The following is a 19840-nucleotide window of genomic DNA, read 5'->3' as shown; positions in this document are numbered from 1 at the left end:
AAGTGGCATCATCACGCCGCCCGTCCGGGCACGGGGGCGGGTGCCGTCCTCCTTGGCTCGCGATGGAGCGTGCGGTTGTGTAGACGAAGAGCCGGCGGCTCACAATCGAATCTTCACGCGATTGTCAGAGCGTGCGCTCTTGCCAAATGGAAAACGCTTCGACCGCACTTTCGCGCTGGTGGCTTTCCGGCGATCGAAACTCCCCGACGCTACGCCTCGCCGGCGAAATCCTTGCGGCTGATGCCGTGGCGCTGGAGCTTGTCGTAGAAGGTCTTCCGGGGAATGCCGAGCGCCTCGATCGTCAGTTTCACGTCGCCGTTGTTCTCTTCCAGCGCCTCGCGGATCGCATCCGCCTCAAAGGCGTCCACGCGCTCGGGCAGGGTTAGGCCCGCGCGGGGGATTTCCGGCCGCGATGCCACATCGGCGATCCCGAGGGCGACGCGCTCGGCGAAATGCACGAGCTCGCGCACATTGCCCGGCCAGTCATGCTCGCGCAGATGCCGGATCACGCCCGGAGATATCGCGGGCGGCTCGCGGCGGAAGCGCTTGGCCGCACGCTCCAGAAAGGTCGCAAACAGAAGCGGCACGTCGTCCCCCCGCTCGCGCAGGGGCGGGATCTGCACGGTGACGACGTTCAGGCGATAGAACAAATCCTCGCGGAAATAGGCCCGCGCTTCGGGCGCGCCGAGGTCGACCTTGGCGGCGGCCACGACGCGCAAATCCACCGCGCGGCGCTCGTTGGTCCCTAGCGGATCGACCTCGCGCGTTTCCAGAACGCGCAGGAGCTTCACCTGCAGCGCTGCCGGCATGGACTCGATCTCGTCCAGAAACAGCGTGCCGCCGCTCGAATGCTCGATGCGCCCGACGCGGCGCTTGGCCGCGCCCGTGAACGCGCCGCTTTCATGGCCGAACAATTCGCTCTCGATCACGGTTTCCGGCAGCGCGCCGCAATTGAGCGCCACGAAGGGTTTGGGCGCGCGGCGGCTCCAATGGTGCAGGGCGCTTGCCACCACCTCCTTGCCGGAGCCGGTCTCGCCTTCCACCAGAACGTCCACATCCGCATCCGCGATCTGGCGGATCGTGTGGCGCAGGCGCTGCATGGCGGGGCTTTCGCCGATCAAGGGCGCATCGCTCGCATCCACCTGCCGCGCGAGATCGCGCAGCCGTCGGTTTTCCAGAACCAGCCGCCGCTTCTCGCCGGCCCGCCGCACGGCATCCATCAGCCGCGCAGCCGAATAGGGCTTGGCGATGAAGTCGTAGACGCCCTCATGCAGGGCATCCACGGCGGTCGCGACATCGCCATGGCCGGTCACCAGGATCACCGGCAGGTCCGCGTCCACCGCGCGCAGGCGGCGGAACAGGTCCAGCCCGCTGAGGCCGGGCATCCGCAGATCGGTGACGACCACGCCTTCGAAGCCCTCGTCGATCGCAGCCAGAAGCGCTTCGCCCCGCTCGAAAAGAAGCGGGCGATAACCGGCCAGAAGCAGGGATTGTTCGTTGGCGGCGCGAATGTCGGCCTCGTCGTCCACGAAGGCGACGGGCAGGGGCAGGGTCTCGCTCATGCTGTGTTCCCTGTTTCATGGACCCATCGAAGCCGCGCCGTGAAGGTCGCACCTCGGCCCGGTTCGCTTGTCGCCGAAAGCTCGCCGCCCCATTCGGCGAGAATGTCACGCGAGATGACGAGGCCGAGGCCGAGTCCGCGCGGCTTGGCGGTGGAAAAGGGGATGAACAGGCGCGGCAGAACGGACGGGTCGATGCCCGGCCCGTTGTCGCCGACGCTGAGCGCGACCTCTTCGCCGTCCCGCCAGGCAGCCAGCACGATGCGCGCGCCCTCCGTCTCGGCCACGGCATCGAGCGCGTTCTGGAGCAGGTTCACCAGAACCTGTTCCAGGCGAATCGGCTCGCCAAGCACGCTGAGGTCCCAAGCGTCGCCCTCGCGCACCAGATCGGCCGAGACGACCGAAAAGCGATTGTGCAGCAGCATTTGCGCGCCGTCCGCCGCCTCGCGCAGCGAGACGGGGCCAAGCGGCTGCGAGCCGCGCCGCGAGAAATTGCGCAGCGCCCCGGTGATCGAGCCGATGCGATCCGTAAGGCCCACCACGAGCTTCAGATTGTCGGCCGTGCGCTGCGTGTCGCCGCGCTCCAGAAACAGGCCGGCATTCTCGCCATAGGTGCGAATGGCCGTGAGTGGCTGGTTGATCTCGTGCGCCACGCCCGCCGCGATCTGCCCGAGGGTCGCCAGGCGCGCGGCCTGGTCCAGCTCCTCGCGCAACTCGCCCGCCCGCTGGTCGGCGCATTCCCGCGCGTCCATGGCATCACGCAGGCGGCGGTTCGTGTCCGCGATCTCGGCGGTGCGCTCGGCAACGCGGCGCTCCAGTTCGGCGGCCGTGGCGCGCAGGTCGGCCTGTCGCTGGTGCGAGCGGCGGCGGCGGCGCTGGAGCGCGATGCCGGGGCCGACCACCGCCAGCACGATCGCAAAGCCGACCAGCCGGCTGGAGCGCTGCGCCTCGTCCAGCACGTCTTCGGATGGCAGAAGAAGATAGAGCCGCCAATTCAGGCTGGGGTCTCCGAGCGGGCGCTCCGATACGAAGACGGGAATCTCCCGGTTCGGCCCGCTCGCCAAGCGGCCCTGCGTGCCGCCGTTCAAGGTCAGTTCGCTCAGCGGCGTCAGGGGCGCTTCGCCAAATTGCAGCGTTTCGCGAATGGCGTATCGCTTCTGTGGAGCAAGAGGTTGCAGCGTGTGAAAGCGCCAGTCCGGCCGGGTCGTCGCGAGGATCACGCCCGGCTCGTCGGTCGCGAAGACGATGTTGCCGCCGGCGCGCCATGTCTCTTCCACGGCGTCCAACTCCATCTTCAGGACCACGACGCCGAGCGGCGCTTCGGCGCTGCCGACCCGGCGCGCGATATAGAGCCCCGGCCGGCGGCTGACCGAGCCCAGCGCATATTGCTCGGCTTGGCCGCCCGTGATGGATTCGGAGAAATAGCGGCGAAAACGGTAGTCGTTGCCGATGAAGCTTTGCGGATCGGCATAATTGCTGGAGGCAATCGCCAAGCCCGTGCGCGCCACGAGATAGATCACGCTCGCGCCCGTCGTCGCCGCCAGGCCGTCCAGCCGGCGGTTCACACGCTCCAGCATCGGCTTTGTCGGCTCGCGTAGAACCGCCAGCACTTCGGGGTCTTCGGCGAGCACGCTCGGGACGGCGCGCTGCTTGCCGATCTCGCTGCGCAGGACCGAAGCCGCGGCAGCCAGAGCGCTTTCGGATCGATCCGCCAACTGGCTGTCGGCGCCGCGCCGCCCGATCTCGCCCGCCGCCAGCCAAGCCACGACCAGAAGCGCGAATCCGCCCGCCAGCGTCACGAGACGCATCACGGTAGGAGACGGACGAGGTGAAGCAGCATGGATCATCTTGTGCGGAATATCGCACAAGCGCCGGCAAAGGTTGAGTGAAAATCCGCACACGTCACGCAGTGCCAGCACTTCAAACGATTTAGAAAGCCTTGCGTTCCCGGCATGTCTGCCCTGCGCGGCATTTGGCACGGCGCTTGCAATGATGGTTTTCGAAAGGTTTGCGGATCGCGAGCCTTCACGACGCGGTCGGGATGAGCCGCGCGAAGAAACCTGTTTGGGAGGTATTCATGGCATCCATACCCGTGGTCGCGAGCGAGCCCGCTCCCCGCAAGCCGCTTTACGCGCAGCTCTACGTTCAGGTTCTGGCGGCGATCGCCGTCGGCATCCTGCTCGGCCATTTCTACCCGCAGACCGGCGAGGCGATGAAGCCGCTCGGCGATGCGTTCATCAAGCTCGTCAAGATGATCATCGCGCCGGTCATCTTCCTGACCATCGTCACCGGCATCGCCGGCATGAGCGATCTGAAGAAGGTCGGGCGCGTCGCCGGCAAGGCGATGCTCTACTTCCTCACCTTCTCGACCCTGGCGCTGATCATCGGCCTCATCGTCGGCAACGTGATCCAGCCGGGTGCGGGCCTCAACATCGACCCCGCCTCGCTCGACGGCAAAGCCGTCGCCGACTACGCCGTGAAGGCGCATGAGCAGACCATCACGGGCTTCCTGCAGAACATCATCCCGACCACGATCGTCGGCGCCTTCTCCTCGGGCGACATTCTTCAGGTCCTGTTCTTCTCCGTCCTGTTCGGCCTGGCGCTCGGCATGGTCGGCGAGAAGGGCAAGCCGGTTCTCGACTTCTTCCAGGCCGTGTCGGCTCCGATGTTCAAGCTGGTCGGCATCCTGATGAAGGCCGCCCCGATCGGCGCCTTCGGCGCCATGGCCTTCACCATCGGCAAGTACGGCATCTCCTCGGTCGCCAATCTCGCCATGCTGATCGGCACCTTCTACATCACCGCCTTCCTATTCGTGTTCGTCGTGCTCGGCGCGGTCTGCCGCTACAACGGCTTCTCGATCGTCGCGCTGGTCCGCTACATCAAGGAAGAGCTGCTGCTCGTCCTCGGCACGTCCTCTTCGGAAGCCGCTCTGCCTTCGCTCATGGAAAAGATGGAAGCGGCGGGCGCCAAGAAGTCGGTCGTCGGCCTCGTCATCCCGACCGGCTACTCGTTCAACCTCGACGGCACCAATATCTACATGACGCTGGCCGCGCTCTTCATCGCACAGGCCACCGGCATCCATCTCTCGCTGGGTGAGCAGGTTCTGCTGCTTCTCGTCGCCATGCTCTCGTCCAAGGGCGCGGCGGGCATCACGGGCGCCGGCTTCATCACGCTGGCCGCGACGCTCTCGGTCGTGCCTTCCGTTCCGGTCGCCGGCATGGCGCTGATCCTCGGTATCGACCGCTTCATGTCGGAATGCCGCGCGCTGACCAACCTCGTCGGCAATGCGGTCGCGACCCTCGTCGTCGCTCGCTGGGAAGGCGAACTGGACACCGACCGCCTCCATGCCGCGCTGGCCGGCCACGCCAAGCCGCTCGGCCCGGCCACGGAAGAGACCGGCACGATCCAGGTCGTCCCGGCCGAGTAAGCCTCTGCTCTTGGAGCGATTGTGAGAAACCCGCCCCGATCGATCGGGGCGGGCTTTTTCGTTTGGGGCTTCACGCTCCTAGCGCGGCCGTGATGCGTTCGGGCCGCAGGGGCAGATCGCGCAGGCGCGAGCCAGTGGCATGGGCCAGCGCATTGCCGATGGCCGCCGCCGCCGGCCCCTGCGCGGCTTCGCCTGTGCCGAGAAAAGGCTCGTCCGGCCGGTCGAGAACATGCACCTCGACCGAGGCCGGCACGGACGAGAAGCGCAGGATCGGATAGCTCGCCCAGTCGCGCGAGGCCGGGCCGCGCTCGCCGAAGGCGACCTCCTCGAAGAGAGTCCAGCTTGTGGCCTGGATAATCCCGCCTTCGATCTGGTTGCGGATGCCGTCCGGGTTCACCGCCTCGCCGCTGTCGCAGGCCGCGACGACGCGCCCGATCTGGATGTTTCCCGTGTCACGCTCGACGCTGAGCTCCAGTGCGACGGCGCAGTAGGCGGCGAGATTCTTGTAGCGGGCATAGCCGAAGCCGCGTCCGTGCATCGGACCTTTGGGCACCCAGCGGTCCCAGCCGAAGCGCATGGCCGCCGCTTCCACCACGGCGCGCGCGCGCGAGTCGCTCAAATGCGCCAGCCGAAAGGCCACGGGGTCCGCCCCGGCGCGGAGCGCCAACTCGTCCATGAAGCTCTCGAGCGAAAAGACATTGTGATAGGCCCCCAGCGAGCGGAGCGCCGACACGCGCACCGGCATCTCAGCGACGAAATGGTTGGTCACGCGCTGGTTCGGGAGGTCGTAGCCCGGAATGGCGTTGCGGTCGCCGCCGCCCGTCGGCTGCGGAATGGGACGCGGCGTTTCAGGCTCGAAGGGCGGCTCCACCAGCCGGCCGGCCAGAAGATTGCCCGCCGTGCCCGGCCGCGTCGAATGGGGCATGGACCAGACATCGTAGCACCATTGCGTGATCCGCCCCTGGGGCGAAAGCCGCGCGCCGATCTGCGAGACCGTGGCCGAGCCATAGGGCTCGAACAGATGCTCGTCCTCGCGCATCCATTGCAGGCGCACCGGCCGGCCCGGCACGGCGAGCGCCAGAAGCGCGGCATCGCCGGCCGCATCGTCCGCGCCATTATGACCGTAGCAGCCCGCGCCCTCCGCGTGGATGACGCGCACGCGCTCCGGGGGCAGGCCCGTCAGTTCGGCAATGGCCGCCCGGTCGGGGAAAACGCCCTGCGTATGGCTCCAGACGGTGAGCTGGCCGTCGCGAATCTCGGCCAGCGCGCAGGACGGGCCGATCGAGCCGTGCATCTGATAGGCCCGCCGATAGGTCGCGGTGATCCACTCGCCCTCCGGCGCGGGGCCGGCGGTCTCCGCGATCACGCTCGTCTCGGCTGGCGCCATGCGCAGCCAGTCATGAATCGAGCCGGCCGGGGGCAGGGGGGCGGGCTCGTTCCAGCGCGCCAGCCGGGCGAGAGCGTCGCGCGCGCGGATCGCCTGCCATTCCGTTTGCGCCACGATGCCGACGAAGCTGCCCTGACGCACGACTTTCAGAACGCCTTCCATCGCCTCCACCTCGGCTGGCGCGAGGTCCAGAAGCCGCGCGCCCGGCAGGGGCGGGCGCAGGACGCGGGCATGGATCATGCCCTTCGGTCTCATATCCTGGATATAGGCCGCGCGACCCGTCAGCTTGGCGGGAATGTCGAGGCGCGGCACGGGCTGGCCGACCACGCGCCGCTCGGCTCCCTGGATCAGGGGCGCGCCGGGGCGGGCGTCGATCGCCAAATCCAGCCCGGCCACAAGATCAGCATAGGCAAGGCTCCGCCCGTCCGGCGCGCGTACGATGCCGTCTTCGGCGTTGAGGCTCTCGGGGGCAAGCCCAAGCCGTTCGCCGGCGCGCGCAAGAAGAAGGGCCCGAACCTCGGCCGCCGCATGGGCGATGGCCGCGCCGCTTTCGCTGATCGACTGGCTGCCGGCGGTGAAGCCTTCGTTCGGCGTCGCGCCCGTGTCGGCGGTCTGGAGCCGGACCCGATCGGGCGCCATGCGCAGCTGTTCCACCGCGATCTGCCAGAGCGCGGTGCGCACGCCCTGGCCGAGCTCCGCCTTGCCGGTGAAGACGGTGGCGGTGCCATCGGACCCCAGCCGAATCCAGCTGTCCAGGCGGGGCGTGTCTTCCAGACTGCCCGGTAGCGCGCCGCCGGCCTGCGCGCCCTCGCCGCCGATATCGGCCTCTTGCGCGCGCGCGGAACCCGGCGCGAGCGCGAAGAAGAGCGTCAGCGCGCCGCCTTTCAGCACGAGGCGGCGGGAGAGGTCGGGGCTCATGGCTTGGAGCCCTCAAGCTTGGCCGAGGCAGCGGGAGGCGTCGTCACGCGCAGGGCCGCGCGGAGAATGCGCGCGTGGGTTCCGCAGCGGCAGAGATGGGGCTGAAGCGCTTCACGGATCGCCGCCTCGTCGGGCGAGGCGTTGCGGCGTAGGAGCCCTTCCACGGCGATGATCATGCCGGGAATGCAATAGCCGCATTGGGCTGCCTGCTCGGCGATGAAGGCGGCCTGCACCGGCCCCGGCTTCTCGCCCGCGCCGAGCCCTTCCAGCGTCACCACCTCGCGCCCTTCGAGCGCCGCCACGGGCAGGAGGCAGGAAAAGGAGGAGCGTCCGTCCACCAGCACGGCGCAGGAGCCGCATTGGCCGACGCCGCAGCCATATTTCGCGCCGTTCAGCTGCAGCTCGTCGCGCAGGAGATAGAGAAGCGGCATCGTCGGATCGGCGTCCGTCTCGACGCGCCGGCCGTTGACGGTCAGCGTCACCATGTCCGATCGTTCCTCTGTGAGAAGGGCACCGCGCGCCTCACGGCAACCCCGCCCGATCCGCCAGCTCGTTCACCGTGGCATCCAGCTGCTGGAAGGGCGGCTCGTTGGAGTAGCGCGCGCGGATATAGGCGGCGAGATCGGCCACCTGCTGGCGCGTCAGGAGCCGGGCGAAGCCGGGCATGGCTGCGCCCGCCGCGCCGGGGGGCAGCTGCCGGCCGTGAAGAATGAACTGCACGAGATTGCGCGCGCTCTCGGCGTGGGTCGCGCCGCTTTTCTCCAGCGGCAGGCCTTGCGAGGCGGAGGCAGGGGAGCCGCTGTGACAGCTCGCGCAGGCGCCGGCAAAGAGCGCCGCGCCCGGCATCGTGTCCGGCTTGGTCTCCGTCCGGGGCGCAAGTGGCGCTCGTTCGCTTTGCTGCATGAGGGACAGGAGATAGGCCGAGATGGCGCTCGCGTCCTCCATCGGCGTGCGGGCGAGATGCGCGCCGACCGGCTGCATCGGGCCGGCAGCCGCGCCGTGATCCCGGTCGAACCCATCGCGCAGATAGGTCTCGAGAGCGCCTTGCGTCCATGGCGCGGTCACTTCGATCGGCCCGGCGATGGCGGGGGCCGACCAGCCGGCGGATAGGCCGCCGCGCAGCGCCTCGTCACTCGTTTCGGCCTGGATCAGATTGCGCGGCGTGTGGCAGGCTCCGCAATGGCCCGCGCCCTCCACAAGATAGCGCCCATAGTCGAGCGGCTCGCTGAGCGCGGGATCGGGCTCGAAGCGCCCCTCGCGGAAGGCTAGGAGCTTCCAGCCGGCCAGAAGCGGGCGAAAGCGCAGGATGGCCGGTAGATCGTTCTCTGGCGTGGTCCGGCGCACCGGCTCGCGCGTCATCAGGAAGGCGTAGAGCGCGGCGACGTCGCCGTCCGAAAGTTTGGTGAAATGATCATAGGGAAAGGCGGGGTAGAGATGCTCGCCCTTGGCGCCAATGCCCTCGCGCATGGCGCGGGTGAAGGCCTCGAGCGACCAAGTGCCGATGCCGGTCTCGGCGTCCGGCGTGATGTTGGTGCCGTAGATCGTGCCGAAGGGCGTGTCCACGCCATAGCCGCCGGCATAGGGCGCGCCGCCGGGCACTGTGTGGCAGCTCACGCAATTGCCGATCAGCGCCACGCGCTGCCCGCGCTCGACCGCCAGCTGCGAGAACGCGGCGCGCGGCTGAGGCGGCACGGGCTCCATCGCCTCGGGGCTGAGGGCATAGACGAGAAAGGCTAGCCCCGCCGTCAGAAGCAGGCCGAGAAGAAGGGCAGCAATCCGGATCAAATCCGCAGGGTTCCGGTTCGTCGGAGACATCCCGGCATAACCTACGGCGTATCCGCCGCAAGGCCAGAGCCGATCACGCCAAGGTCAGCTATTGCGCTATTCCGACACCGCATAGAAGCGCCCGGCAATGCGGTGGCGCTCGCCATCCTCGACGAACTCGGCCAGCGACACGAAGGCCAGCCCGAGTTCGGGGCCCTTCGACCAGACGATGCGCGAGCGATGCTTGTACGACTCCACCTCGTCGAACAGGAAGAGCATCTCGGGAATCATCACCTGCACCGGCGCGAAGGCGCGAATGCGCGCGCCGCGATCGGAGCGTTCCACCACCGCGCAATCACACAGGAATTGGCCCCCCTCCGTCAGGAGCTTGGCGGGCCGCAATCTCGTTTTGCGGCGCGATTGCCGGCGTCTGTCGCGGATCAAGAGAAGAGGACTCCGGGAGGATGCGATGCCTGATTCATATCCGACTAACCTTAACGCGCGATTTACTGAGCGTCGATGCGGGATCGTCGATCTTCGTTAATGGGCCGAGCGCCACCCTTGGGTCATTCCGCACCCGAGGATTGCGCCATGACCAACATCGCCACGCTGGACCTCTACGACGAAGAAACAGAGGAAGCGGAGTCCACACGCCCGCCGATCAAGCTGGCCCGCTTCGCCGACGACTGGTCGATGGCGGACTGGGTGGTGGGGTCCGGGTCGGTTCTTCTGGCGCTCGCTTCGGCCGGCTTCTTCACGTGGTCCTTCGTGGTGTCGATCCGGTCGCCGGATTACTTTCAGGAAGCGGCGCTCGCCAACATGCCGCCCAAGACCGATAAGATCGAAACCGGCTCGCTCGACATGGCCAGTGCCATGCCCGCGCCGCAGATCGTGCGCCTGCGCGAGCCGACGGCGGACGATTATCAGATCGTGATGGTGTTCAAGGACGAGGCGCTGCTGGCGACGCGCAACGAGTTGATGCGCGTCAAGGTCGGCTCCGTGGTGCCGGGGCTCGGCTCGATCCGCTCGATCACCCCGGGTCCGTCCAGCCCGGTGATCGTGGCCGAGAACGCCACGCTGCGCAGCGCCCCCGCAACGCCTTGAGGCTCAGGCCTTCTTGCTCTCCAGCAGGATCTGCCCCTCGGAGCGGATCTTGCCGGTGACCTTGTTGGCGAGCGAGGCCAGAAAGCCCGGTAGGTCCAGCTCGATATGGACGTGATCGTCCAGAATATCGAGCCGGCCGACGATGCGCTGGCCGAGCATTCCGGCGCGGAAGTCGAGATGATCGCCGGTCCACTGGTCCTCGAACTTCAGCATCCCGCCCGTCGCGTCGGAACGCACGCGGTCGAACCCTTCGCTGATGCGCTGGCGCGCCGCCTCGCGCGTCAGCTTGTGCGGGATGTCGACCTTTACCGTCTCGGCCATGAACTTGGTCTTTCGTCGCGGGTTTCGTGCCCTGCATATGGGGGATGAGAGCCCCGGCGCAACTGCCGCGCGCCAAAGCGAGGGACCGGAGCGCGCATGAAAAAAGGGGCCTTGCGGCCCCTTTTCTCGCTTCTCTGATGATGCGCGAGGATCAGCCCGCGACGCGCGAGCCGCCCTGCGGGCGCGAACCGCCGCCCCGGCGGGTGCGGTTGCGCCCCGGGTTGGCGTTGCGCTCGTCCGAACGGGAGGACTCGCCGCGTGGCGCACCGCGCTGCGTGTCGCCATGGGGGCGACGCTCGCCCGGCTGGCCGTTACGCCCGCCGCGTCCACCCTCGCCGCGGGGGGCCGGGCGCGGTCCGCGCTGGGGACGGGCCGCCCGTTCGCCGCGCGGCTCGTCGGCCACGGCCGAGGCGTCGGAGAACTCGTTGGTCTGCACGTCGAAGCGCAGGCCCGTGATCTTCTCGACCTGACGCAGCTTGGAGCGCTCGGACGGATCGCACAGCGTCACCGCGATACCCGACTTGCCCGCGCGCGCCGTGCGGCCGATGCGGTGCACGTAGCTTTCCGGCTCTTCCGGCAGGTCGAAGTTCACGACATGGCTGATGTCGTCGACATGGATGCCGCGCGCCACGATGTCGGTGGCCACCAGAACCCGCAGCTTGCCGGCATGGAACTCCGATAGAGCGCGCTGGCGCGCACCCTGGCTCTTGTTGCCATGGATCGCGAGCGCGCCGATGCCGGCCTTTTCCAGGTCTTCCGACAGACGGTTGGCGCCATGCTTGGTGCGGGTGAAGATGACGGTCTTCTCGAAGCCCGGCAGATGCTTGATCAGCCAGTGCTTCTTCATCTTCTGCGGGACGAGGAAGACGCTCTGGTCGATCTTCTCGACCGTCACGACCTCGGGCGTCACCTCGACGCGCACCGGGTTCTTCAGGAACTTGGCGGCCAGCGAGGCGATGTTGTCGGGCATGGTCGCCGAGAACAGAAGCGACTGGCGGCTCGTCGGCAGCATCTTCACGATGCGGGTGATGTCGCGGATGAAGCCCATGTCGAGCATCCGATCCGCTTCGTCGAACACGACGTGGCTGATGTCGGCGAGCGTCAGGCCGCGCTGGTCGATCAGGTCGAGAAGGCGGCCCGGGGTCGCGATCACGATATCGACGCCGCGACGGGCCGCTTCCATCTGCGGACGGATCGACACGCCGCCGAACACGGTCATGTGGCGGATCGGCGTGCCTGATGTGAAGCCCTTCACATTGTCCGCGATCTGGATGGCGAGTTCGCGCGTGGGAGCGAGCACCAGGACCTTCGCGGAGCCGGACTTCGGCCGGCCGCCGGCGCGCAGGAGCTGATCGATAATGGGCAGGGAGAAGGCCGCAGTCTTGCCCGTGCCGGTCTGGGCGATGCCCAGAACGTCGCGGTTCTTCAGAACAGCGGGGATAGCCTGCGCCTGGATCGGCGTCGGCACGGTGAAGTCCATGGCCGCGAGAGCGGACAGAAGCGCGTCGGCAAGGCCGAGCGCCTGAAAATTCGTTTGGGTCAAGAAATGCCTTACGATGGCTTCGGCCCACAGGAGGGCCGATAAACGGCTAAACGTTCCTGCGCGGGAACAGATCAGCGCGGACCGCGGCTGGCACGAAAATTTCGACCAGCAGGCGCCCGACCAGTCCGATTCTCGAACATCGCAGAAGGCAGGCGCAGCGCAAACGCGGAATTACCGGGCCTATATCGGCGCGTCGCAGTTCAGCGTCAAGCGGTTTCCTCGCGCGCTGAGCGATCGTCAGCCATGCAGATATATTCGGGCCTACCGTCCCGCAGGGGGAAGCCACTTGGATTTTGGCGCTTCAAGCTAGATATGAAGGATGGACAAGACGGGGGTTCGGGGCTTGCAGGGGAAACAGGGGCTCCAGTGGCACGATGAAGGGAACATGGCGTTCCTTTCGGGCGGCGGGGAGTGCGGCGCTTTGATGCGTGCGTTCGATTGGTCCGCGACATCGCTGGGGCCTGTCGAGGCATGGCCTCAAAGCCTGAGGACGGTTGTCGGCATCACGCTCGGGTCGCGTCAGCCGATGCTGATCGTCTGGGGCCCGGACCGGATCACCCTCTATAATGACGGCTACGCCGCCATGTGCGGCCAGCGCCATCCCCAGGCGCTCGGCCGCCCCTTTCGCGATCTCTGGTTCGACCTCTGGGACGTGGTGGAGCCGATCCTCGACCGCGCCTATGCGGGCGTCTCCACGCATATGGACAATATCGAATTCGTGATGCACCGGAACGGCTATCCAGAGGAAACGCATTTCGCCTTTTCCTACACGCCCGTTCGCATCGAGTCGGGCGAGGTGGGCGGCATGTTCTGCGCCTGCACGGAAACCACGGGCGAGGTGATCGCGCGGCGTCAGATCCTGGCCGAGCGCGCCCGATTCAGGCAGATGTTTCAGCAGGCCCCGAGCTTCATGGCCATGTTGCAGGGGCCGGAGCACCGCTTCGAATGGGTCAATCCCGCCTATCAGGCGCTAATCGGAAACCGCGATCTGATTGGCCGTCCCGTCGCGGACGCGTTGCCCGACGCGATGGAGCAGGGTTATGGCGACTTGCTCGACCGTGCCTATGCGAGCGGCGAAGCCCTGACGCAGGCAGGCGCGCGCTATGTGGTGGCGGGCGAGCCGGACACCCAGCCCGTCGAGCGCTATCTCGATTTCGTCTACCAGCCGCTGCGCGACACCGCCGGGCAGGTGACGGGCATTTTCGTCGAAGGCTACGACGTGACGTCCCGCATCCTAGCCGATCAGCAGCGAGTCGATTTGACGCGGGAGCTGGCCCATCGGATGAAGAATTCCATGGCCATGGTGCAAGCCATCGCCACGCAGACGCTACGCCAGGTCGGTTCGCTGGAGGAGGGGAGAGACGCCCTGTCCGGCCGCATCGCCGCGCTGGCGCGCGCGCAGGATATCCTGACGCGGGACGACTGGGAAACGGCCGAAATCCACGAGGTCGTGGCCTCCGCGCTGGTGGCACTGGAACATGTGCGCGAGCGTATCCGCGTATCCGGCCAGTCCTTGGTGCTGCGCAGCCAGCAGGCGCTGGGGCTGTCGCTGGCGCTTTACGAACTGGGCACCAACGCCGTGAAGTACGGCGCCTTATCCAACGAAACCGGCTATGTGGACATCGAGTGGGCCGTGTCGCCCGAAGGCGCGTTCGATCTCACCTGGCGCGAAACCGACGGCCCGCCCGTCGTTTCGCCGGAGCGCAAGGGCTTCGGCACACGGCTGATCCAGCGGATCGTCGCGCCCTATTTCGACGGTTCGGCGTCCATGGATTTCCCGCCGGAGGGCCTGGTCTTCGCGCTGCATGGAAAGGTGAGCGCAAGGCTATAGTAATAGCTTCGAACTAATGGCTCCGGACGCGTCCGAGCCCGTCTCGTTCGAAGGATACTTCCCTTGGGTCGTGCTTTCCTGCCCCAGCGCCCCGGCGCCGTGATTGTCGATGATAACACGCTGATGATGATGGATGCGATGGACATCGCCGAAGAGGCCGGCTTCGTGTCCTATGGTGCACGCAACGCCGACGAGGCGATCCGCCTTCTGGAATCGTCACCCGACATTCGCGTGCTCTTCACCGATGTGCAGATGTCCGGCTCGATGGATGGCTACCGCCTGGCGGCGACGGTGCGCGAGCGATGGCCGTCCGTGCGCATCCTCGTCACGTCGGGCGTGCGCGGGCCGGAGGTGGACGAACTCCCCGAGGACAGCCTGTTCTTCTGCAAGCCCTATGCCCATCACGCCGTGGCCGATGCCATGACGCGGCCCTCGCTCTGACAGACGAAGAGGCCGCGCCCGGCGGCCTCTCTGCCCTTATCGGAAATGGCCGAGCACTTTGTTCTGGATGCGCTGGAACAGGCCGGCCGCCTCGACGGGCTTGGCCGCGTAGAGCGGCTCCTCGCGCAGGACCTGCCCGTCGCGCATGACCTTCAACTGCGCGATGCGTCGGCCCTCGGGCACGGGCGCGTCCACCGGGCCGATCGGCTGAATCTCGGTCGTGACCGGACCGCCGCCTGCGCCGCGCGGTTGGAGGAACCGGATCTCGCCGGCCGGGCGCACCGGCACGCTCGGCTCGGCCCCGTTCTGCACCGGCACTTCGCCGATCGCCTCGCCGGCCTTGGCCACCACCACCGTTTCGAAGCCGCGCAGGCCGGCCGTCATCATGGCGCGGGCTTCCTCGGCCCGCTCCTTCACGCTCTTGAGGCCCGTCATCGCAAAGACGATTCGCCGGCCCGTGTCGTCCTTGGCCGAGGCGACGAGCCCATAGCCCGCTTCCGCCGTGTGCCCCGTCTTCAACCCGTCCGCGCCCAGCGCCAGCAAGGGGTTGCGCGAGCGCTGGGTGATGCCGTTGAAGGTGAATTCCTCTTCCGAAAAGAGCGGATACTGCTCGGGAAACTCGCGGATGATGTAGCTTGCCAGCGTTACGAGATCGCGCGCGGAGACATATTGGCCGGGATCGGGCAGCCCGTGCGGGTTCGCGAAATGCGAATGGGTGAGCCCCAGCTCGCGCGCCTTGCGGTTCATCATCTCGGCAAAGGCCGGCACCGAGCCGGCGATCCCTTCGGCCGCCACGATCGTCGCGTCGTTGCCGGACTGGATGGCGATACCCTTGATGAGATCGCCGAGACTCACCTGTGAGTTCAGCGGCAGGAACATGGTCGAGCCGCCGGACGCCGCGCCCCCGGTGCGCCAGGCATATTCCGACACGGGAAAGGTCTCGTCGAGCCGCACCGAGCCCTTGCGCAATTCATCGAAGATGACGGCGAGCGTCATCAGCTTGGACAGGCTGGCGGGCGGAATTTCCTGATCCGGGCTCTTCTCGAACAGAACGGTGCCGCTCGCAAGATCGACCATCATCGCCGTGCGCGCACTCGTTTCCAAAGCCGCTGCGGGCTGGCCGAGAACGAGCAACAGCCCGGCCAGGGTCAAAAGCCGCGTCGCGATCGTCCGCGATTCGATCCGCGTGCCTGAAGCCATGATGCGTCTCCCTGAATGCCTGCCCGTGATCCAAGAGTGCATCGCACCGCGTAAAAGAAAAGCGGCGAGTGCGCACGATCTCGTTGGATGGACATTCCGCGTGTATGAACGGGGTCGGACTGTGTTCTTTCGATCAAGGCTGCAAGCATCATGAGCATCGGACTGATCGCCCTTCTGGACGACGTGGCGGCCCTCTCGAAGGTCGCGGCGGCCTCGCTGGACGATGTCGGCGCGCAAGCCGCCAAGGCCGGTGCGAAGGCAGCGGGCGTCGTGATCGACGATGCGGCCGTGACGCCGCGCTATGTCGTCGGCTTCTCGGCGGACCGCGAATTGCCCATCGTCTGGCGCATCGCCAAGGGCTCGGTGCGCAACAAGCTCCTGTTTCTCCTGCCAATCGCGCTGGCGCTCGGCGCTCTCGCGCCCTGGGCGATCACGCCGCTCCTGATGCTCGGCGGCTGCTATCTCTCGTTCGAGGGCGCGGAAAAGATCTACGAGAAGCTCGTGCCCCATGCCGAGCACGCTGATGAGGACACGTCCGTCCCGCCGACGACCGACGCCGCGCTTCTGGAAGAGCAGCGCGTGGCGAGCGCGGTGAAGACCGACTTCATCCTCTCGGCCGAGATCATGGCGATCACGCTGGCCGGTCTGCCTGATGGCAGCATCTGGACCAAGGCGGTGGTCATGGCCATCGTGGCCGTCGGCATCACGGCTGTGGTCTATGGCGCGGTGGCGCTGATCGTGAAGGCCGACGATGTCGGCGTCGCGCTGGCCCGGCGGGGGGAGGGGGCGCTCGCCGCCTTCGGGCGTGGGCTGGTCCGCGTCATGCCGCATTTCCTGCGCGTGCTGGCGGTGGTCGGCACGGCGGCCATGGTCTGGGTCGGCGGCGGAATTCTGGTCCACGGCCTCGCCGGATACGGGCTGGACGGGATCGAGCATGTGATCCACGAGGCGAGCCTCACCGTGGCGAACCTCGCCCCCGGCATCGGCGGCATTCTGGGCTGGTTCGTCACGGCGCTCGGCTCCGGGCTGGTCGGACTCGTCGTCGGGTTCGCGCTGATCCCGATCGTCGGCCGGGTGATCGCCCCGGCCTGGAAGGCGGTGAGGGGCGGCTGAGCCTGACGCTCAACCCTCCATCTCGGCGCGCAGCATTTCCAGCTCCAGCCACTCGTCCTCGGCCTTGGCCAAGGCCGCGCGGTCCTTCTCGATGGCGCCCGCGAGCTTGGAGAAGCGATCGGGGTTCTTGGTGAAGAGCGCGGGATCGGCCATCTCGGCTTCCGCCTTGGCTATCGCGGCTTCCAGCTTGGCGATCTCCTTGGGCAGATTCTCCAGCGCAAATTTCTGCTTGAAGGAGAGCTTGGTCGCCGCGCCCACCGGCTTGGATGCAGTGCTTGCGGATCCGCCCGAGGCCGCCGGTTTCGGCTTCTCGGCCTTGCGCGCTTCCTTCTGCGCGCCGCGTTTCTGGGCGGCCATGTCGCTGTAGCCGCCCGCATATTCCAGCCAGCGCCCGTTCTCTTCGGGCGAGATCACGCTCGTCACGGTGCGATCGAGAAAGTCGCGGTCGTGGCTGACAAGAAGGACCGTACCGGGATAATTGGCGATGAGTTCCTGAAGGAGGTCCAGCGTCTCCATGTCGAGATCGTTGGTCGGCTCGTCCAGAACGAGAATGTTGGCGGGGGTCGCGAGGGTTTTTGCCAGGAGCAGACGCGCCCGCTCGCCGCCCGACAGATTGCCGACCGGCGTTCGGATCTGCTCGGCCTGGAACAGGAAGTCCTTGAGATAGCCCGCGACATGGCGCGGCTCGCCATTGACCATGACCTGATCGCCGCGCCCGTCCGTCAGCGCGTCGGCGACCGAGAGATCGTCGCGCAGCGAGGCGCGCTTCTGGTCGAGAAAGGCGAGGTCCAGATTGGTGCCGAGACGCACGGTGCCGGAATCGGGCTCCGTCTCGCCGATCAACATCTTGAGAAGCGTGGTCTTGCCCGCGCCATTGGGACCGACGAGCCCGACGCGATCGCCGCGCTGGATGCGCGTCGAGAAATCGTCGATCAGGACGCGCTCGCCATAGGCCTTGGAGATGGCCTTGGCTTCAATGACGAGCTTGCCGCTTTCGCGCGTTTCGCCCACCACCATTTCCACCGTACCCACGGCGCGGCGGGCGTTCTTGCGGTCGGCGCGCAGCTGGTGCAGGCCGGCGAGGCGGCGCTCGTTGCGCGTGCGCCGGGCGGTGACGCCATAGCGCAGCCAGTGCTCCTCGCGCACGATCTTGCGATCGAGCTTCTGGAGGTCGCGCTCTTCCTCTTCGAGAACCTTGTCGCGCCACGCTTCGAACCCGCCGAAGCCTTCGTTCAGGCGGCGCGCCGAGCCGCGATCGATCCAGACGGTCGCCTCGGTCGTGCGCTCCAGAAAGCGACGGTCATGGCTGATGATGACCACGGCCGAGCGGATAGAGCGGATTTCCTCTTCCAGCCATTCGATGGTCGGAAGGTCCAGATGGTTGGTCGGCTCGTCCAGAAGCACGATGTCGGGCTCGGGGGCGAGAACGCGCGCCAGCGCCGCACGGCGCGCCTCGCCGCCCGACAGATCGCCCGGCCGCGCGTCGGCGCGAAGTCCGAGACCCTCAATCAGACGTGTGACGCGGTAGGGCTCGTCGGCGGGGCCAAGGCCCGCCATGACATAGGCTTCCACCGTCTCGGCCGCGCCGAAATCGGGCTCCTGCGCGAGATAGCGGATGGTCGCGCCCGGCTGGCGGAAGACCTCGCCGCCATCGGGCTCGACGATCCCAGCGGCGATTTTCAGGAGGGTCGATTTGCCCGAGCCGTTGCGCCCGACCAGTGCAATGCGATCCCCCGGCAGGACGCCGAGTTCGACATGGGTGAGAAGAGGGGTGCCGCCGAAGGTGAGGCGCACGCCGTCGAGGCGAAGGAGCGGGGGAGGAGCCATGGGCGGCTTCTAGAGCATTTCCGGCCGAAGCGGAATTGTCTCGGCGTTGGAGGCCCTGCGAAAACAGCAGGCGGGGGAGTGCGGTGCGAAGGCGAGCGCACCGGACGCGATCAGCCGCTCGGCCCGAAGCTTGATCGCTCCTTCTCCCCCTCCGGGAAATGCCCGAGAAGCCATTCGCGAAACACCCTGATCTTGGGCGAGGTCCGGCGCGCGGGAGGATAGCAGAGCCAATAGCCCCGCTCGGTCGGGCAGAGGAGGTCGAAGGGCTGGCGCAACTGCCCGGACGCCAGAAGCTCCTTGTAGAAGAAGGGCGTGAGGATCGCGACGCCATGCCCGGCCGCCGCCGCGATGGCCTCCAGATCCTGCCCGCCCATCTTGTGGCCGTCATCCTTGTCGAAGCCCGGCCGCTCGATTCCCGCATGGGCGAACCACTCGTTCCACCAGGGATCGGTCGGGTCGATCAGGGGATAGTGCAGGAGGTCGGCGGGGCTGCCGAGCGGCAGGCCGACTTTCGCCTCCAGCGCGGGGTTCAGCATCGGCGTGAAATCGGCGCGCAGCAGAAGATGCGAGACGAGAGGGCTGGTTGGTCTCGGACCGCCGCGAATGGCGATGTCGACGCCCTCGCGCTCGAAGTCCGCGAGCACGCGTGTCGTCTGGAGTCGCACGGCGAGCTCAGGGTGAGACAGCTGGAAGGCGTAGAGATGCCGAGCCAGCCAGCCGGTCGCGAAGGTCGGGATGACGCTGATGGTGAGAACGCCCGAAGCCCCGCCGCGCGCGGCCTCGAACGCGTCCGCGATGAGATCGAAGGCCTGGCTCGCGTTTGAGCCGAACCGCTCTCCGACCTCCGTCAGCGCGATCTGCCGTTTGCCCCGCAGGAACAGCGGTGCGCCGACGCGCTCTTCCAGAATCTTGATCTGATAGCTGACGGCCGCCTGCGTCATGCCCAGCTCGGCCGCCGCCTTGGTGAAGCTCAAATGGCGCGCGGCGGCTTCGAAGGCGCGAAGGGCGGCAAGCGGCGGCAGGTTGCGAGACATGATGCATAAAGCTCCCTTATGCATTATGCGCGAGCTTCGATTGGACCCGCAAGCCGCCTCACGCCATGTTCGAGCCTATCAACAGAGGGATCGAACCCATGCGAACGGGCATGCTCGACGGAGCGCACGCGGCGGAGCCCCGCCATGCGTGGACAAAACTCGGCTTATGGTTGGGTGCGCTGGCGCGACGTCTCGCGCCGCCTCATGGTACGATGCGCGAAGACGAGATGCCCGACTGGATCAAGCGAGACATCGGCTGGCGGGACGGGCCGGCCGAGCGGCCACGCGCCGAACTGGAAGGCTGGAGCCAACGCGAGCCAGCCAGGCGATCGCGTCTGGACTGACGCGGGGCCGATGCAGCCTTGCTGCGG

Annotated in this window: 17 protein-coding genes; 6 read left to right on the top strand and 11 right to left on the bottom strand. The window is 67.3% G+C overall.

Features of this window, described 5'->3' with window-relative positions:
- Nucleotides 1-209 precede the first annotated feature (209 nt).
- Nucleotides 210-1562 (bottom strand): sigma-54-dependent transcriptional regulator, encoded by a 1353-nt coding sequence (locus tag AUL36_RS02115; protein ID WP_062217493.1) that lies wholly within the window; start codon nt 1560-1562, stop codon nt 210-212.
- Nucleotides 1559-3367, bottom strand: coding sequence for a sensor histidine kinase (locus AUL36_RS02110; RefSeq protein ID WP_062217490.1), 1809 nt, complete (start codon nt 3365-3367; stop codon nt 1559-1561). Before AUL36_RS02110 ends, AUL36_RS02115 begins: the two co-directional genes overlap by 4 nt.
- Nucleotides 3368-3636: 269 nt before the next feature.
- Here AUL36_RS02110 and AUL36_RS02105 point away from each other — a divergent pair, with 269 nt between their 5' ends.
- Entirely contained in the window at nt 3637-4986 is a 1350-nt protein-coding gene (locus AUL36_RS02105) for a dicarboxylate/amino acid:cation symporter (protein ID WP_062217488.1), read from the top strand.
- 70 nt (nt 4987-5056) lie between these two features.
- On the opposite strand, the gene AUL36_RS02100 is transcribed toward AUL36_RS02105, so the two are convergent.
- The 4 genes from AUL36_RS02100 to AUL36_RS02085 all read right to left on the bottom strand — a co-directional run bounded on the left by AUL36_RS02100 (nt 5057) and on the right by AUL36_RS02085 (nt 9499).
- Nucleotides 5057-7291 carry a xanthine dehydrogenase family protein molybdopterin-binding subunit gene (locus AUL36_RS02100; RefSeq protein WP_062217484.1) on the bottom strand — a complete coding sequence of 745 codons (2235 nt, stop codon included), beginning with the start codon at nt 7289-7291 and terminating at the stop codon, nt 5057-5059.
- Nucleotides 7288-7776 carry a (2Fe-2S)-binding protein gene (locus tag AUL36_RS02095; RefSeq protein ID WP_058635111.1) on the bottom strand — a complete coding sequence of 163 codons (489 nt, stop codon included), beginning with the start codon at nt 7774-7776 and terminating at the stop codon, nt 7288-7290. Before AUL36_RS02095 ends, AUL36_RS02100 begins: the two co-directional genes overlap by 4 nt.
- 37 nt (nt 7777-7813) lie before the next feature.
- Nucleotides 7814-9076 (bottom strand): cytochrome c, encoded by a 1263-nt coding sequence (locus tag AUL36_RS02090; protein ID WP_062217482.1) that lies wholly within the window; start codon nt 9074-9076, stop codon nt 7814-7816.
- A gap of 96 nt (nt 9077-9172) precedes the next feature.
- On the bottom strand, nt 9173-9499 hold the full coding sequence (locus tag AUL36_RS02085; protein WP_153005402.1) for a hypothetical protein: 327 nt from the start codon (nt 9497-9499) through the stop codon (nt 9173-9175).
- Between the two features lie 147 nt (nt 9500-9646).
- Between AUL36_RS02085 and AUL36_RS02080 the strand changes: the two genes are divergently transcribed.
- Complete coding sequence (locus AUL36_RS02080) at nt 9647-10159, top strand: hypothetical protein (RefSeq protein ID WP_062217478.1); 513 nt, start codon at nt 9647-9649, stop codon at nt 10157-10159.
- A 3-nt stretch (nt 10160-10162) separates the two neighbouring features.
- Here AUL36_RS02080 and AUL36_RS02075 read toward each other — a convergent pair whose 3' ends face one another.
- Nucleotides 10163-10480 carry a polyhydroxyalkanoic acid system family protein gene (locus AUL36_RS02075; protein ID WP_058635115.1) on the bottom strand — a complete coding sequence of 106 codons (318 nt, stop codon included), beginning with the start codon at nt 10478-10480 and terminating at the stop codon, nt 10163-10165.
- Nucleotides 10481-10631: 151 nt separating this feature from the next.
- On the bottom strand, nt 10632-12023 hold the full coding sequence (locus AUL36_RS02070) for a DEAD/DEAH box helicase (RefSeq protein WP_058635116.1): 1392 nt from the start codon (nt 12021-12023) through the stop codon (nt 10632-10634).
- A gap of 424 nt (nt 12024-12447) precedes the next feature.
- Between AUL36_RS02070 and AUL36_RS02065 the strand changes: the two genes are divergently transcribed.
- Both AUL36_RS02065 and AUL36_RS02060 read left to right on the top strand, forming a co-directional pair.
- Nucleotides 12448-13854: a sensor histidine kinase gene (locus AUL36_RS02065; RefSeq protein ID WP_156418233.1), complete on the top strand. Its 1407-nt coding sequence runs from the start codon at nt 12448-12450 to the stop codon at nt 13852-13854.
- A gap of 63 nt (nt 13855-13917) precedes the next feature.
- Nucleotides 13918-14295, top strand: a complete 378-nt coding sequence (locus tag AUL36_RS02060; protein WP_082655453.1) for a response regulator — start codon at nt 13918-13920, stop codon at nt 14293-14295.
- A gap of 36 nt (nt 14296-14331) precedes the next feature.
- On the opposite strand, the gene AUL36_RS02055 is transcribed toward AUL36_RS02060, so the two are convergent.
- Nucleotides 14332-15495, bottom strand: coding sequence for a D-alanyl-D-alanine carboxypeptidase family protein (locus AUL36_RS02055; RefSeq protein WP_058635118.1), 1164 nt, complete (start codon nt 15493-15495; stop codon nt 14332-14334).
- A gap of 150 nt (nt 15496-15645) precedes the next feature.
- Between AUL36_RS02055 and AUL36_RS02050 the strand changes: the two genes are divergently transcribed.
- Nucleotides 15646-16608, top strand: coding sequence for a DUF808 domain-containing protein (locus AUL36_RS02050; RefSeq protein WP_062217472.1), 963 nt, complete (start codon nt 15646-15648; stop codon nt 16606-16608).
- A 9-nt stretch (nt 16609-16617) separates the two neighbouring features.
- Here the strand turns inward: AUL36_RS02050 and AUL36_RS02045 are convergent, their stop codons facing one another.
- Nucleotides 16618-18435 (bottom strand): ABC-F family ATP-binding cassette domain-containing protein, encoded by a 1818-nt coding sequence (locus AUL36_RS02045; RefSeq protein ID WP_062217470.1) that lies wholly within the window; start codon nt 18433-18435, stop codon nt 16618-16620.
- A 110-nt stretch (nt 18436-18545) separates the two neighbouring features.
- Nucleotides 18546-19469 carry a LysR substrate-binding domain-containing protein gene (locus AUL36_RS02040; protein WP_062217467.1) on the bottom strand — a complete coding sequence of 308 codons (924 nt, stop codon included), beginning with the start codon at nt 19467-19469 and terminating at the stop codon, nt 18546-18548.
- A 98-nt stretch (nt 19470-19567) separates the two neighbouring features.
- On the opposite strand from AUL36_RS02040, the gene AUL36_RS23620 reads away from it, so the two are divergent.
- Nucleotides 19568-19813, top strand: coding sequence for a hypothetical protein (locus tag AUL36_RS23620; protein WP_210168837.1), 246 nt, complete (start codon nt 19568-19570; stop codon nt 19811-19813).
- The last annotated feature ends 27 nt before the right edge of the window (nt 19814-19840 follow it).

Origin of the sequence: Aureimonas sp. D3 (assembly GCF_001463805.1) — a bacterium.
Taxonomy (GTDB): domain Bacteria; phylum Pseudomonadota; class Alphaproteobacteria; order Rhizobiales; family Rhizobiaceae; genus Aureimonas; species Aureimonas ureilytica_A.
This window is presented reverse-complemented; position numbering and strand designations above follow the sequence as displayed.

Bases quoted from the DNA above. Each gene is read 5' to 3' on its own strand.
- AUL36_RS02115 (WP_062217493.1), bottom strand. From the start codon at position 1,562: ATGAGCGAGACCCTGCCCCTGCCCGTCGCCTTCGTGGACGACGAGGCC.
- AUL36_RS02110 (WP_062217490.1), bottom strand. From the start codon at position 3,367: ATGCGTCTCGTGACGCTGGCGGGCGGATTCGCGCTTCTGGTCGTGGCT.
- AUL36_RS02105 (WP_062217488.1), top strand. From the start codon at position 3,637: ATGGCATCCATACCCGTGGTCGCGAGCGAGCCCGCTCCCCGCAAGCCG.
- AUL36_RS02100 (WP_062217484.1), bottom strand. From the start codon at position 7,291: ATGAGCCCCGACCTCTCCCGCCGCCTCGTGCTGAAAGGCGGCGCGCTG.
- AUL36_RS02095 (WP_058635111.1), bottom strand. From the start codon at position 7,776: ATGGTGACGCTGACCGTCAACGGCCGGCGCGTCGAGACGGACGCCGAT.
- AUL36_RS02080 (WP_062217478.1), top strand. From the start codon at position 9,647: ATGACCAACATCGCCACGCTGGACCTCTACGACGAAGAAACAGAGGAA.
- AUL36_RS02075 (WP_058635115.1), bottom strand. From the start codon at position 10,480: ATGGCCGAGACGGTAAAGGTCGACATCCCGCACAAGCTGACGCGCGAG.
- AUL36_RS02065 (WP_156418233.1), top strand. From the start codon at position 12,448: ATGCGTGCGTTCGATTGGTCCGCGACATCGCTGGGGCCTGTCGAGGCA.
- AUL36_RS02055 (WP_058635118.1), bottom strand. From the start codon at position 15,495: ATGGCTTCAGGCACGCGGATCGAATCGCGGACGATCGCGACGCGGCTT.
- AUL36_RS02050 (WP_062217472.1), top strand. From the start codon at position 15,646: ATGAGCATCGGACTGATCGCCCTTCTGGACGACGTGGCGGCCCTCTCG.
- AUL36_RS02045 (WP_062217470.1), bottom strand. From the start codon at position 18,435: ATGGCTCCTCCCCCGCTCCTTCGCCTCGACGGCGTGCGCCTCACCTTC.
- AUL36_RS02040 (WP_062217467.1), bottom strand. From the start codon at position 19,469: ATGTCTCGCAACCTGCCGCCGCTTGCCGCCCTTCGCGCCTTCGAAGCC.
- AUL36_RS23620 (WP_210168837.1), top strand. From the start codon at position 19,568: ATGCGAACGGGCATGCTCGACGGAGCGCACGCGGCGGAGCCCCGCCAT.